The organism is Streptomyces sp. NPDC060028 (genome assembly GCF_042736725.1).
Classification (GTDB): Bacteria; Actinomycetota; Actinomycetes; order Streptomycetales; family Streptomycetaceae; genus Streptomyces.
Map to the genome: position 1 here is coordinate 1 of NZ_JBHWVJ010000002.1, position 12,721 is coordinate 12,721.

At 73.4% G+C, this 12,721-nt stretch carries 11 protein-coding genes; 5 read left to right on the forward strand and 6 right to left on the reverse strand.

What is annotated here, in order from left to right:
• Positions 1-56: 56 nt before the first annotated feature.
• Positions 57-2,117, reverse strand: coding sequence for a SpoIIE family protein phosphatase (locus tag ACFWBF_RS01235; RefSeq protein WP_385593245.1), 2,061 nt, complete (start codon positions 2,115-2,117; stop codon positions 57-59).
• A 206-nt stretch (positions 2,118-2,323) separates the two neighbouring features.
• On the opposite strand from ACFWBF_RS01235, the gene ACFWBF_RS01240 reads away from it, so the two are divergent.
• Entirely contained in the window at positions 2,324-3,388 is a 1,065-nt protein-coding gene (locus tag ACFWBF_RS01240) for an NAD-dependent epimerase/dehydratase family protein (protein WP_385593248.1), read from the forward strand.
• A gap of 8 nt (positions 3,389-3,396) precedes the next feature.
• On the opposite strand, the gene ACFWBF_RS01245 is transcribed toward ACFWBF_RS01240, so the two are convergent.
• Together ACFWBF_RS01245 and ACFWBF_RS01250 are read right to left on the reverse strand one after the other, a co-directional pair.
• On the reverse strand, positions 3,397-4,521 hold the full coding sequence (locus tag ACFWBF_RS01245; protein ID WP_385593251.1) for a sensor histidine kinase: 1,125 nt from the start codon (positions 4,519-4,521) through the stop codon (positions 3,397-3,399).
• A complete protein-coding gene (locus tag ACFWBF_RS01250; protein ID WP_385593254.1) occupies positions 4,518-5,246 on the reverse strand; it encodes a response regulator transcription factor in 729 nt (242 codons plus the stop codon). Before ACFWBF_RS01250 ends, ACFWBF_RS01245 begins: the two co-directional genes overlap by 4 nt.
• A 115-nt stretch (positions 5,247-5,361) precedes the next feature.
• Here ACFWBF_RS01250 and ACFWBF_RS01255 point away from each other — a divergent pair, with 115 nt between their 5' ends.
• Genes ACFWBF_RS01255 through ACFWBF_RS01265 form a run of 3 tightly spaced genes read left to right on the forward strand, consistent with a single transcriptional unit; the run spans position 5,362 to position 7,366 of the window.
• On the forward strand, positions 5,362-6,060 hold the full coding sequence (locus tag ACFWBF_RS01255) for a glycosyltransferase family 2 protein (RefSeq protein WP_385593257.1): 699 nt from the start codon (positions 5,362-5,364) through the stop codon (positions 6,058-6,060).
• Entirely contained in the window at positions 6,057-6,692 is a 636-nt protein-coding gene (locus ACFWBF_RS01260; protein ID WP_385593259.1) for a DUF2064 domain-containing protein, read from the forward strand. The genes ACFWBF_RS01255 and ACFWBF_RS01260 overlap by 4 nt, the downstream gene beginning before the upstream one ends.
• Positions 6,689-7,366, forward strand: coding sequence for a class I SAM-dependent methyltransferase (locus ACFWBF_RS01265; protein ID WP_385593261.1), 678 nt, complete (start codon positions 6,689-6,691; stop codon positions 7,364-7,366). Before ACFWBF_RS01260 ends, ACFWBF_RS01265 begins: the two co-directional genes overlap by 4 nt.
• Here ACFWBF_RS01265 and ACFWBF_RS01270 read toward each other — a convergent pair.
• The gene (locus ACFWBF_RS01270; RefSeq protein ID WP_385593264.1) at positions 7,327-7,785 is read right to left on the reverse strand and encodes a hypothetical protein; all 459 of its coding nucleotides are present in this window, start codon (positions 7,783-7,785) and stop codon (positions 7,327-7,329) included. The two genes, ACFWBF_RS01265 and ACFWBF_RS01270, sit on opposite strands and share 40 nt — an antisense overlap.
• On the reverse strand, positions 7,782-8,948 hold the full coding sequence (locus ACFWBF_RS01275) for a molybdopterin-dependent oxidoreductase (protein ID WP_385593267.1): 1,167 nt from the start codon (positions 8,946-8,948) through the stop codon (positions 7,782-7,784). Before ACFWBF_RS01275 ends, ACFWBF_RS01270 begins: the two co-directional genes overlap by 4 nt.
• 115 nt (positions 8,949-9,063) lie before the next feature.
• Here ACFWBF_RS01275 and ACFWBF_RS01280 point away from each other — a divergent pair, with 115 nt between their 5' ends.
• Complete coding sequence (locus ACFWBF_RS01280; RefSeq protein ID WP_385593270.1) at positions 9,064-10,455, forward strand: glycosyltransferase 87 family protein; 1,392 nt, start codon at positions 9,064-9,066, stop codon at positions 10,453-10,455.
• On the opposite strand, the gene ACFWBF_RS01285 is transcribed toward ACFWBF_RS01280, so the two are convergent.
• Positions 10,400-12,640: a catalase gene (locus tag ACFWBF_RS01285; protein WP_385593273.1), complete on the reverse strand. Its 2,241-nt coding sequence runs from the start codon at positions 12,638-12,640 to the stop codon at positions 10,400-10,402. The two genes, ACFWBF_RS01280 and ACFWBF_RS01285, sit on opposite strands and share 56 nt — an antisense overlap.
• Positions 12,641-12,721 lie beyond the last annotated feature (81 nt).

A 12,721-nucleotide genomic window follows, 5' to 3' on the forward strand; every position in this document is an offset into this window, starting at 1 on the left:
CGAGGCGCCGTGCCGGGCGCCGCGACGCGGTGAACCTTTCCGGTCACAGCACTAGGCTAGGAGCGGCGGACGCGGGCGAGGACGAGAACCGTGTCGTCGGCCGGCGGGGCGGGCAGCAGATTCGTCAGGATGCGGTCCGCCATCGCTTCCAACGGCCCCGGTTCTCCGCCCAGCTCGGTGCGCAATGCTTCCAGGCCGGCCTCGATGTCACGGCCGCGTGCCTCGATGAGGCCGTCGGTATACAGGGCGAGGGTCGCGTTCCGGGGGAGTTCGATCTCGGTCGTACTGAAGGGGAAGCCGCCGACGCCGAGAGGAACTCCGAGGACGTCGTCGAGGGTCTCCACCGTGCCGTCCGGCAGGAGGACCAGCGGCGGGGGGTGGCCGGCGCTGGCGATGCGGGCGCGTCCGGTCTGCGGGTCGTAGACGATGTACAGGCACGTCGCCAGCTGGATGCCGGCCTCTTGGGCGCATGCGTCGAGCTCGGTGAGGAGGTCGTCGGGCTCGCTGTCATGCCTGGCCAGAGCCTTGGTGGTGATACGAAGGCGGCCCATGGCGGCGGCAGCCGACACCCCGTGCCCCATCACGTCGCCCACCACGAGAACGACCCGGCCGTCGGGCAGGCTGATGACGTCGTACCAGTCGCCGCCGACCTCGGTGATCCGACTGCCGGGCACGTACCGGTGGGCCACGTCCACGTACGGGCTGGTCGCCAACGCACTGGGCAACAACGCCCGCTGCAGCGTGAGGGCGATGTCCTGGACGCGGCTGTACAGACGGGCGTTGTCCAGGCAGATCGCAGCCCGTGAGGAGAGCTCACTGGCCAGGCTGACATCGTCCCGGGTGAAGACCGGCCGGCCCGCGGACCGGCCGAACATGGCGATTCCCTGGACCGTGCCCCTGGCGATCAGCGGGGCGACGAGGACGCAGGCCAACCCGCTCTCGGCGAAGAGCCGTGCGCGTGACTCGATGAGGACGGTCCGGGCCAGAAATTCCTCGTTCACCACGGCGGAGATGGCACGACCGGTCCTCAGCGTGTCGTGGATGACGGAGCCGGGCGGGTACCGCACCGTCTCCACCCCGCTCACGAGCTCGGTGGCCGGAGGGGGCAGGATCGTCCCGGAGGCGATCCGGCGGGTGAACAGCGGCCGCGCCGGGTCAAAGTCCTCCGCCTCGTCCCTCCACTCCACGACTTCGACCACGGCGCCGTCGCAGAAGTCCGGCATTGCCGCGTCCACCAGCTCCTGGGCGGTGACGTCCACGTCCAAGGTGGTCCCGATGCGAGTGGAGGCCCCGTCCAGCAGAGCCAGCCGTCGACGGCTGGCGGTGGCTTCCAGGATGGCCTGTTCCCGGTCGGTCACGTCCACCATCAGCCCGCCCACTCCGGGGCGCGAGCCGACCGCCCCGCTCAGGGGGAAGAAACTCACCGACCGCACCTGGTCACGGTCCGGATGCCCCCGCGGGCGCATACCCACCAGGGTCCCCACGACCGGCGCTCCGCCCAGGGCGACGCCGCGGAGCATGCGCTGGTACTCGCCACCATCGGACATGAGCATGATTTCGTCCATGCGCCGCCCGAGGTGGGCCTCGATCGGCAGGCCGTCCATGTCGGCGAGCGCCTGGTTGAGGTGGACGTACCGGAGGTCCGGATCGAGCATGACCAGGCCGATGGGGCAGGTCTCGAAGAGGGCGTCGAGGAAGGCGAGGTTGGTCTTGACCCGATCGAGCTCGTCGCTACGGCTCGCCAGGACCATCACCACCGAAGGTCCTCCGGCTCCGGTGACGGAGAAGGCCCGGAAGCCGCAGTCGAAGACGGCGCCGTCACGATGCCGGGCCGTCAGCCGGCCCCTCCAGTACCCCTGGGTCCGGCCTCGCTCGGTCAGCGAGGCGCAGGGATCGGGGGCGCCCCGGGGCGCGTCGGCGAAGAGGAGGGCGCCTGGCTTCGACAGGACGGCGGTGGCGTCGTGTCCGAAGAGCTCCCGCGCGCCGGGCCCCCAGTAACAGACAAGATCGCTGTCATCGAGGCCGAAGACGGCCACGGGCACGTGCTCAAGCAGCGTCCCCGGCTCGGACCAGAACGGGCCGTGGATCTCCTCGCCCCCCAGCCGGGCCGATGGCACGAGATGCCCCCTTCCACTCACTGTTGCATCCATTATCCGAACACCACGGGCATTGCGCGGCGCGAGGTGCGCCGTGGCGAGGACCGAGCCGAGACAAACGCCCCCGCCACCGGTGGGTGGCTCAGAGCGGGAGCGGGGGTGACGGAAGTCTTACGGGTACGTGTGGGACACCCCTGGGGAGTCCTGTGCTGCGTAACGTCCCCGGCATGCGCGTACTCGTCACCGGAGGGGCCGGGTTCATCGGCTCCCACATCGTCACCGCCCTGAAGGGCGGGGGCCACGAACCCGTCGTCCTCGACGCCCTGCTGCCCGCCGCCCACCCCGGCACACCGCCCCTGCCCGACGCACGGTTCCTCCGGGCGGACGTACGGGACGCCGACGCGGTGCGGGCGGCGCTGCGCGGGGTGGACGCCGTGTGTCACCAGGCGGCCATGGTCGGGCTCGGGAAGGACTTCGCGGACGCCCCGGACTACGTCGGCTGCAACGACCTCGGGACGGCGGTGCTGCTGGCGGAGATGGCCGCGGCCGGGGTGCGCCGGCTCGTCCTGGCCGGGTCGATGGTGGTCTACGGGGAGGGCCGGTACGAGTGCCCGCGCCACGGCGTGGTGCGCCCCGGGCCCAGGCAGGCGGCGGACCTGACGGCCGGCCGGTTCGAACCGCGCTGCCTCGACTGCGGAGCCGAACTGGCGCCGGGCCTGGTCGGTGAGGACGCGCCGACCGATCCGCGCAACGTGTACGCCACCACCAAACTCGCGCAGGAGCACCTGGCCGCGGCCTGGGCCCGCTGCGTGGACGGCCGGGCGGTGTCCCTTCGCTACCACAACGTGTACGGGCCCGGCATGCCTCGCGACACCCCGTACGCCGGGGTCGCGTCCTTCTTCCGCTCCTCGCTGGCCCGGGGCGAGGCCCCGCAGGTCTTCGAGGACGGCGCACAGCGGCGGGACTTCGTCCACGTCACGGACGTGGCCGCGGCGAACGCGGTGGCGCTGGAGGCGGTCGCCGCCCGGCCCGCGGGCACACTGACGGCGTACAACACCGGCAGCGGGGAACCGCACACCGTCGGGGAGATGGCGGCCGCGCTGGCCTCGGCGCACGGAGGGCCCGCGCCGGTCGTCACGGGCCGGTTCCGCCTCGGCGACGTACGGCACATCACGGCCGACTCCGCGCGGCTGCGCGACGAGTTGGGCTGGCACCCGACGGTCGGCTTCGCGGCGGGGATGGCCGAGTTCGCCCAGGCGGACCAGCGCGCATCGGCGGGCGCCGCCGGCTGACGAGCCGGTCAGGCGGGAGCAGCCGTCGGGAGGGTGACCTCGAAGCGGCAGCCGCCCGGGACGTTGCGTACACCGGCGCTCCCCGCATGGGCCTCGACGATGCCCCGGACGATCGCCAGGCCGAGCCCCGCCCCCGCGGGCGGCGTGCGGGCCGGGGTGCCGCGCCAGCCGGTGTCGAAGACCCGGGCCAGGTCCTCCTCGGGGATGCCGCCGCAGCCGTCGGTCACCGACAGGACGACCGCGTCCGACCGGTCCCCCGCCGCGATCGCCGCGACCGCCACGGTGCCGTCGGCCGGGGTGTGGCGGATGGCGTTGACCAGGAGGTTGGCGAGGACCCGGGTCATCTCCTTGCCGTCGACCTCCACCGGTACGGCGGCGACCCCCTCGCCCACCAGCCGCACCCCGCGTTCCCGCGCCAGCGGATCGGCTCCCGAGAGCGCCTCGTCCACGAGGTCGTAGAGCGACATCCGGGTGGGGTTGAGGCTGAGCGCTCCGGCATGGATGCGGGAGAGTTCGAACAGGTCGGTGACCATGGAGTTGAGCCGGTCGACCTCCGTGCGGATCTGCCGGTGGTAGCGGGCGGGGTCGGCAGCCATGCCGTCCTCCAGGGCCTCGGCCATCGCCCGCAGGCCGGCGAGCGGGGTCCGCAGGTCGTGCGAGATCCAGGCGACCAGCTCGCGCCGCGAGGCCTCCAGTGCCTGCTGCCGTTTCCGGGACGCGTCGAGCTTGGCGCTGGTCGCGGCCAGTTCCCGGGAGAGCGCGGCGAGTTCGGCGGTGGCCGCGGTCCGGGGCGCCGCGAACCGTCCGCCGTCACCGAAGTCACGTGCCGCGAGGGCCAGTTCCCTGCTGCGTGCCACGACCCAGCGTCCGAGCAGCATCGCGGTGGCCAGGGCGACGACAGCCGCCATGGCCACGACGACGGTCACCACCCACAGGTCATGGGAGGACAGGAACATCGCCTGCGCGACGGCCAGCGTTCCGGCCAGCATCGCGGTGACCGTGACCGCGGCGACCACGAACAGGGACACCGCGACCGAGCGGTGGCGGAGCAGGCGCAGGGCCAGGGCCCCGGCGAGTCCCGCGCAGAGCGCGCCGCCGAGTGCGAAGAGGGCGATGAGCAGGACGTCCTTCATGACGCGGCCTCCGGCCGTCCGGCTTCGAAGCGGTATCCGACGCCCCATACGGTCTGGATCAGCCGGGGCCGGGCGGGGTCGTCCTCGATCTTGGCTCGGAGCCTGCGTACGTGGACGGTGACGGTGGACAGGTCCCCGAAGTCCCATCCCCACACCTCGCGCATCAGCTCCTCCCGGCTGTGCGCCCGTCCCGGGTGCGTCAGGAAATGGGCGAGGAGGTCGAACTCCCGGAGGGTGAGCGCCAGCTCGCGCCCCTGCTTGGCCGCGCGCCGGTCCGCGGGGTCGAGCACCACGTCGGCCGCCTTCAGGACGGGGCGCGCCGGGGCGGCGTCCGGCGGCCGGTTCCCGAGGCTGCGGCGCAGCACGGATTCCACGCGCAGGACGAGTTCCCTGGGGCTGAAGGGTTTGGTGACGTAGTCGTCGGCGCCGAGTTCCAGCCCCGCGATCCGGTCGTCCTCGTCGCCGAGCGCGGTCAGCATGATCACGGGTACGGGGGCGGTCGCCCGCAGCCGCCGGCACACTTCGAGGCCGTCCATGCCGGGGAGCATCAGGTCGAGGAGGACCAGGTCCGGCCACCGTACGGCGGCGCGGTGCAGGGCGTCGGGGCCGTCGGGGGCGTGCTCGACGGCGTACCCGGCCCGTGCGAGGTAGCCGGAGACGACCTCCGCGACCGTCGGATCGTCTTCGACCACCAGGACCCGGGGCTGCGGTTCGGTGTGGCTCATGGATCCCAGGGTCGCATCCACCGGGCGCGGGGTGGCCGGCTCCCGGGGCGGCCGGGGGTGACGTCCGCGTTTCGTAAGGAGTCCATGGCCCTTTTGCGGTGCGCGCGTTCCTACGGTGAGACGCGTGACCGTAGACGTAGATGTCGTACTTCCCTGCCTGAACGAGGCCGAGGCCCTTCCCTGGGTACTGGCCCGCATCCCCGCCGGCTGGCGGCCGCTCGTCGTGGACAACGGGTCCACCGACGGCTCCGGCGACCTCGCCCGCAGCCTCGGCGCGACGGTCGTCGAGGAGGAGCGCCGCGGATTCGGCGCGGCCTGCCATGCGGGTCTCCTGGCCGCCGAGGCCGACGTGGTCTGCTTCTGCGACTGCGACGCCTCCCTCGACCCCGGCCTGCTCACCGGCTTCGTCCGGGCCGTTTCGGACGGCGAGGCCGACCTCGTCCTCGGGCGCCGCCGACCCCGGGGACGGGGCGCCTGGCCCGTACACGCCCGGGCCGGAAACCTTGCCCTGTCCCGGATGCTGCGCCGCCGCACGGGCCTGCGCCTGCGCGACCTCGGCCCGATGCGGGCCGCCCGCCGCGAGGCGCTGCTCGGCCTGGACCTGACCGACCGGCGCAGCGGCTACCCGCTCCAGATGGTCGTCCGGGCCGCCGACGCGGGCTGGCGGGTGCGCGAGGTGGACGTGCCCTACCTTCCCCGGTCGGGGAAATCCAAGGTGACCGGCACCTGGAGGGGCACCTGGCAGGCCGTGCACGACATGCGGCAGGTGCTGGCCGAGGCGCCGCGCGAGCCCGCTGCGGGCGGTGCCCGGTGACCGGGACCACCTTGCTCGTCATCGCGAAGGAGCCCGTCGCGGGCCGGGTGAAGACCCGCCTGACTCCTCCGTTCACCCCGCAGCAGGCGGCAGCGCTGGCCGAAGCCGCCCTGGCCGACACCCTGGCCGCAGTGGCCGGGGTCCCGGCGGCGCGCCGCGTCCTCGTACTCGACGGGGAGGCCGGACCGTGGCTTCCGCCGGGCTTCGAGGTGGTGCCCCAGTGCCCCGGCGGCCTGGACGAGCGGCTCGCCGCCGCCTTCGCGGCGTGCACGGGCCCGGCGCTGCTGATCGGGATGGACACGCCCCAGGTGTCGCCCGCGCTCCTCGGGCGGGCTCTCGCCTGGGACGAGCACGACGCCTGGTGGGGACCCGCGGTGGACGGGGGTTTCTGGGCACTCGGGCTGGCCGAGCCCGACCCGGCCCTGCTGCGCGGGGTGCCCATGTCCCAGCCGTACACCGGAGCCGCACAGTACGAGCGGCTGCGCGCGGCCGGGCTGCGGGTCGGGCGGCTGCCGCGGCTGCGGGACGTGGACACCGCCGAGGATGCCCGCCTGGTGGCCGCCGAGGCACCCGGCAGCCGGTTCTCGGCGCTCCACGCCGAGCTGGTCCCGGCCTCCGGGGCGCGTTCGTGAGCGCGCCCACCGCGTGGCGGGCGGACCCGTACAACGACGCGGTCCGGTCCGGGCGGGGCCCGCTGTTCCTGCGACGCCGGGACGGCTGGCTGCTGCCGTTGGAGGTGGAGCGCTGGTGCGAGGCGCCGGACGGCGGCGACTGGTCCGTGCTGCGGCGCTGCCGCGGCGCCGTGCTCGACGTCGGCTGTGGCCCGGGCCGGCTGGTGGCGGCCCTCGCGGCCCGTGGACGCCGGGTGCTGGGCATCGACCTCAGTCCCGAGGCGGTGGCCCGCACCGGGCGGGCGGGCGGACCCGCGCTCTGCCGCTCGGTCTTCGACCCGCTGCCCGGGGAAGGCTGCTGGGGCACCGCCCTGCTGATCGACGGGAACATCGGCATCGGCGGCGATCCGGCCGTACTGCTGCGGCGGATGAGGGAGGTGACGAGCCCTGGCGGGAAGATCATCGCCGAATGCGCCGTCGCCGAGGTGGACGAGCGCTGCGAGGTCCGGGTCGACGACGGACGCGGCGGCCTGGGCTCCCCCTTCCCGTGGGCCCGGGTCGGAGTCGATGCCCTGTGCGGGCACGCCGAGCGGGCCGGCTGGCGGCCGGCCCACCGGTGGAACGCGGCGGGCCGGCCCTTCGTGGAGCTGATACGTCAGCCTCCCCCGCCGTCCTGCGGCGGCGCCGAGCTCTGACGGGAATCCCGGAACCCGGCCGGGTGGCTTCGCCGCAGCCACCCGGCCAACAGCACGAGCCCGGTGACGGCGGCAACGGCGGCGAGCACCAAGGCCAGGTTCCGGCCGTACGCCAGGGGCAGGACGGTGGGGTTCGCCCGCCCCTCGGGCCGCAGCATCAGCGGCGAGGTGACGAGGACGAGGCAGCCCGCGGTGAGCAGCGCGCCGCGCAGCACCCCGCGCGCCGGACGGGCCGGGAGGAACAGCCCGACAGCCAGCACGAGCGGCGCGATCAGCCCGTCGTGCAGCACGATCGCCCCGCCCAGCCAGACCAGTACGTCGACCGGGTCCGGCAGCACGGCCACCTGACGGGCCCCGATCCCGATGAGCAGCAGACCCGCGGCCCCCAGGCCGTGGCGGAGCACGGTCGCGGTCTTCACAGCACCTCCAGCCGGTGGACCCACTTCGTCTGCAGCACTCCGGGGCGGTTCGGCGCGATGACGCGCGCCGGGAATCCGTGATCCGGCGACAGCACCTGCCCGTTCAGCGTCAGGGCGAGCAGGGTCAGCGGATCCTGCGCGTACTGCCGGCCCATCTCCATGACCCGGTACGCACCGCCCGCCTCCAGGGACACCACCCGGACGGCGGCCGATCCCGGGCGGACGCCGGCCCGTGCCAGGAGGTCGCGGATCGGCACGCCGCCCCAGTCGGCCGAGACGCTCCAGCCCTCCACACAGGCGATCGGCAGCCGCGCCCTCGCCTGGGGGAGTTCTCGCAGCTGCGCCAGGTCCAGCGCATAGGGAACGGGGCCCGCCACCTCGAGCCGCCAGTCGCGCAGCAGTTCCCGTGAGATTCCGGCGGCGGCCGCGGTCCGGTTGACGGGCAGTGCCTGCGGCCCGTGGTCCGGGTGCCGCGGAGCCAGCAGGTCCAGTGCCTTCAGCGGCGTGAGGGCCTGCCCGACGGTGGTCAGCGTCACCGCGCCGACCGCCGCGCCCGCGCCGAGCAGCAGGGAGCGCCGGTCCGGGCCGTCGGCGGCCGGGAGGGCGAGCGTGCCGGGCGAGCGCCTGCTCCAATGGCTCCTGATCTGCGGGGCCTTGACGGCGACGTGCAGCAGGATGGAACCGGCGGCCACCCAGGCCACGGCGAAGTGGACCGGCACGAACGAGAACGGCCACGGATACCACTCGGCGATGTTCAACAGCCCTGTCAGCACTTCGAAGAGCGCCGCGGCCACCAGCAGCGCCACCGACAGCCGCTCCAGAGCGTGCCGCACGGACTTCACGGGCGGCCAGGCGAACAAGCGCGGGTACACGGCCCACAGTTTCACCGCCAGCAGCACGATCGCGGCCAGCCCGGTGGCGACGTGCAGGCCCTGGGTGAGGCGGTAGCCCCACACCGGCCGGCTCGGCAGCCGGTCGGCGGCCCATGGCGGCGGATGCTGCAGGTAGTGGCTGATCAGGCCGGTCACGAAGCAGACCGCGAAGGCGGCACCGAGCCGGCGGCCCACCGCGGTCGCCGTGCGCGGATCGTGCAAACGCCCTGCGAAGGTCGGGGGTCGGACGGCCGACAGCCGGGTTCGCAGTCGGCGGGTACGGGATTCCATGACACCCATGACACCCGCGACGAGGGGGTTTCGGGCGGCTTGAACACCTTACGAAACGCGGACGCCCTGCCCGGCGACCTGCTGGGCGAGGTCCTGTCCTGCCAGGCTGGCCCGCATGAGCCGCCCCCTCGCCGACCGCGCCACCCTCACCACCGCCGTACTGGTGTCCGCACTGACCGGCGTACTCGCGGCGACCCTCCGCAAGGACGGCTACTTCACCGACCCCATCGGCCTGACCTGGTGGTACGTGGCTTCGTGGGCGCTGTTCGCCGCCGCGGTCCTCGCCCTGCGCAAGGTTGCGGCCCGGGCCGTCATCCCGCTGGTACTCGCCGGTTCGGCCGCCGTGGCGATCACCGGGCTGGCGGCCGCGCCCCGGACGAGCACGGACTCCTTCCGTTACGCCTGGGACGGCCGTGTCCAGGCCTCCGGCACCTCCCCGTACGACCATGCCCCGGCCGACCCGGCGCTGACCGCGCTGCGCGACGCCTGGCTGTTCCCCGAGGGCCCGGCCTGCGCCGGACACCGCGACCTGGTCCCCCTCGCCCCGGGCGTGTGCACCCGTATCAACCGCCCCCGGGTGCACACCATCTATCCCCCGGCAGCCGAGGGGTACTTCCTCCTCGTGCACGTCCTCTCCCCCGCCGACGTACGCCACAAGGCACTCCAGGCGGGCGGCGCGGCGCTGTCCGTCGGGGTGACCGGTGCACTGCTGCTGGTCCTGCGCCGACGGGGCGATCCCCGCCACGCGGCGTACTGGGCCTGGTGCCCGGCCGTACCGGTCGAAGCCGTCAACAACGCGCACGTGGACGTCCTCGCCGTGCTCCTCTCGGTCGCCGCCCTCGGGGTCGTGAGCCGCAGACGGGTCGCGGGCGGGGTGCTGTTCGGCCTCGCCATCGCCGCGAAGCTCCTGCCCGCCGTGCTGCTGCCGGGGGCGCTGGCCGGCGTCCGCAGCCCGCGGCGCGCCGCCGCCGTACTGCTGCCCGCCGCGGCGGCCGTCGGCCTGTCCTACCTGCCTTACGTACTGGGTTCGCGGTCCTCCGTGTTCGGGTACCTCGGCGGATACGCCGAGGAGGAAGGCTACGAGGACGCCGGATCCCGCGGCCGCTACGCCCTGCTCCGCATCGTGCTCCCCGACGACTGGGCACTGCCCGCCGTGGCAGCCGTCCTGCTCGTCGTGATCGTCCACCTGTGGCGCCGGGGCGACCCCGAACGGCCGTGGAGCGGCGCCCTGCTGGTGACCGGGACGGCCTTCCTCCTCATGACCCCCGGGTATTCCTGGTACGCGCTGCTGCTGATCGCCCTCGTGGCGCTCGACGGCCGCTGGGAGTGGCTCGGCGTCGCCCTCGCGGGCGCCGTCGTGTACGTGGCCGGCCACTCCCTCGGCCCGGAGACCGGCACGGTCGCCTACGCCCTCGCGGGCGGCGCCGTCCTCCTTCGCTTCCCCGCCGGTATCAGGCGGGGGGCGGGAACCGGTCCCAGGCCCGGTGTTCGGCCAGGGCGGCGGTGACCGTGTCCACGACCGCCGTGCTGTCCTCTCCCAGGGCGATGCCGGGTCCGTCCGTGGCGATGCCCGCGGCTTCGAGGAGTTGCGTCGCGTCGCTCCAGCCGCCGATGGCCTTGCCGTGGCGGTAGGCCTCGGTCAGCAGGAGCAGGACGCGTGGGTCGCCGCCACCTTGCGACGCGGGCCCGGCGGCCTTGGCGTCGCGGGCGCCGTGGGCGTCGGAGCCGGGCCCGGGTGCGCCGGCGAACAGGAGGGCGTCGTACTCGACGGAGCGGGTGGCGCCGAAGGTCCGCTGCACGGTGATCGGGTCACCGTCGGGGTCGAGGGTGCCGCCGGCCGGGGCGATGACGAGGGGCAGCATGCCCGCGTCCAGGATCGCCTGCCGCGCGGTGCGTACGCCGTCCAGGTCGGCCGCGGCGTCGGCGACGATGCCGATCACCCGGCCGTCGGTCGGCCAGGTCCTGCCCAACTGCGAGAGGGCGGGGCTGGCGTCGGACGCGATGAGCGGCACGGTGGCGGCCGGTGCCGGCAGGCCGAGGCCTTCGGCCACCTTCGCGCACAGCTCGGGGTCGATGTTCGCCAGTACCTTCAGGGTGCGTTCCTTGATCGCCTGCTCGTAGCACTTGTTCAGTTCGAAGGTGTAGGCGGCGATGATGTGTTCGCGCTCCGGCGGGCTCATGCTGAGCCAGAACAGGCGCGGCTGGGTGAAGTGGTCCGAGAACGAGGCGGGCGCCTCACGGACCTTGCTCGCCTCGGGGACCGTCACGGGTGTCTCGATGAAGGCGGCCGTGTCGGATCCGGCGAGGAAGGGGCAGCCCCCGTCCAGGCTGTTGGGCCGGTACGGGGCCACGCCCGTGTGGACGGCAGTCTGGTGCATGCCGTCGCGGAGCATGTCGTTGACGGGGGCGTGCGGCCGGTTGATCGGGATCTGCCCGAAGTTCGGCCCACCGAGCCGGCTGATCTGCGTGTCGAGGTAGGAGAAGAGGCGGCCCGCGAGCAGCGGGTCGTCGGTGACGTCGATGCCCGGGACCAGGTGGCCGGGGTGGAAGGCGACCTGCTCGGTCTCGGCGAAGTAGTTCTTGGTGTTGGCGTTCAGGGTCATCAGCCCGATGGGCTGCACCGGCGCGATCTCCTCCGGCACGATCTTGGTCGGGTCGAGGAGGTCGATTCCCTCGAAAGCCTGCTCCGCGGTGTCGGGGAACACCTGGATGCCCAGTTCCCACTGCGGGAAGGCGCCCGACTCGATGGCGTCGAAGAGGTCCCGGCGGTGGAAGTCGGGGTCCATTCCGTTGATCAGCTGGGCTTCCTCCCAGACGAGGGAGTGCACGCCGAGCTTGGGCTTCCAGTGGAACTTCACGAGCACGCTCTCGCCGGCCTCGTTGACCAGCCGGAAGGTGTGGACCCCGAAGCCCTCCATCATCCTGAACGACCGCGGGATCCCGCGGTCGGACATGTTCCAGAGGGTGTGGTGAGTGGCTTCGGTGTGCAGCGACACGAAGTCCCAGAACGTGTCGTGGGCGCTCTGGGCCTGCGGGATCTCCCGGTCCGGATGCGGTTTGCCGGCGTGGATGATGTCGGGGAACTTGATCGCGTCCTGAATGAAGAACACCGGGATGTTGTTGCCCACCAGGTCGAAGGTGCCTTCGTCGGTGTAGAACTTCGTCGCGAAGCCCCGGGTGTCGCGCACCGTGTCGGCCGAACCGCGCGAGCCGAGCACGGTGGAGAACCGGACGAACACCGGAGTCTCCACGTCCTTCGCCAGGAAGGCGGCCCGGGTCACTTCGCCGGCCGTGCCGTAACCCTGGAAGATCCCGTGCGCGGCGGCGCCGCGCGCGTGCACCACCCGCTCCGGGATCCGCTCGTGGTCGAAGTGCGTGATCTTTTCCCGCAGATGGTGGTCCTGGAGCAGGACCGGCCCCCGCGCCCCGGCCTTCAGGGAATGATCGCTGTCGTACAACCGCGCCCCTTGGGCGGTGGTGAGGTACGCGCCGCTCTGCGCGACGCGGGCCTGCTCCGCCCCGGTGGCCTGACCGGTGGGGCTCACCGTCTCGGGCCCGTCCTGGTCCGGCTTCGGCGGGAGGGGTCCCGTCGGCTCGGTGGGTTCGGCCACCTCAGGCGGCAGCGGCCCCGGCTTGCCGGGCACGAGGCCGTCGCCCGTCCCTGTGGTCGCTTTGGAGTGTTCGGCGGTCATGATCTCTCCATGGGAAGGGTGGGCGGGACGTTTCAGCCATGACCCGGAGCACGCCGGGCCCAAACGGACTCCCCGGGGTTC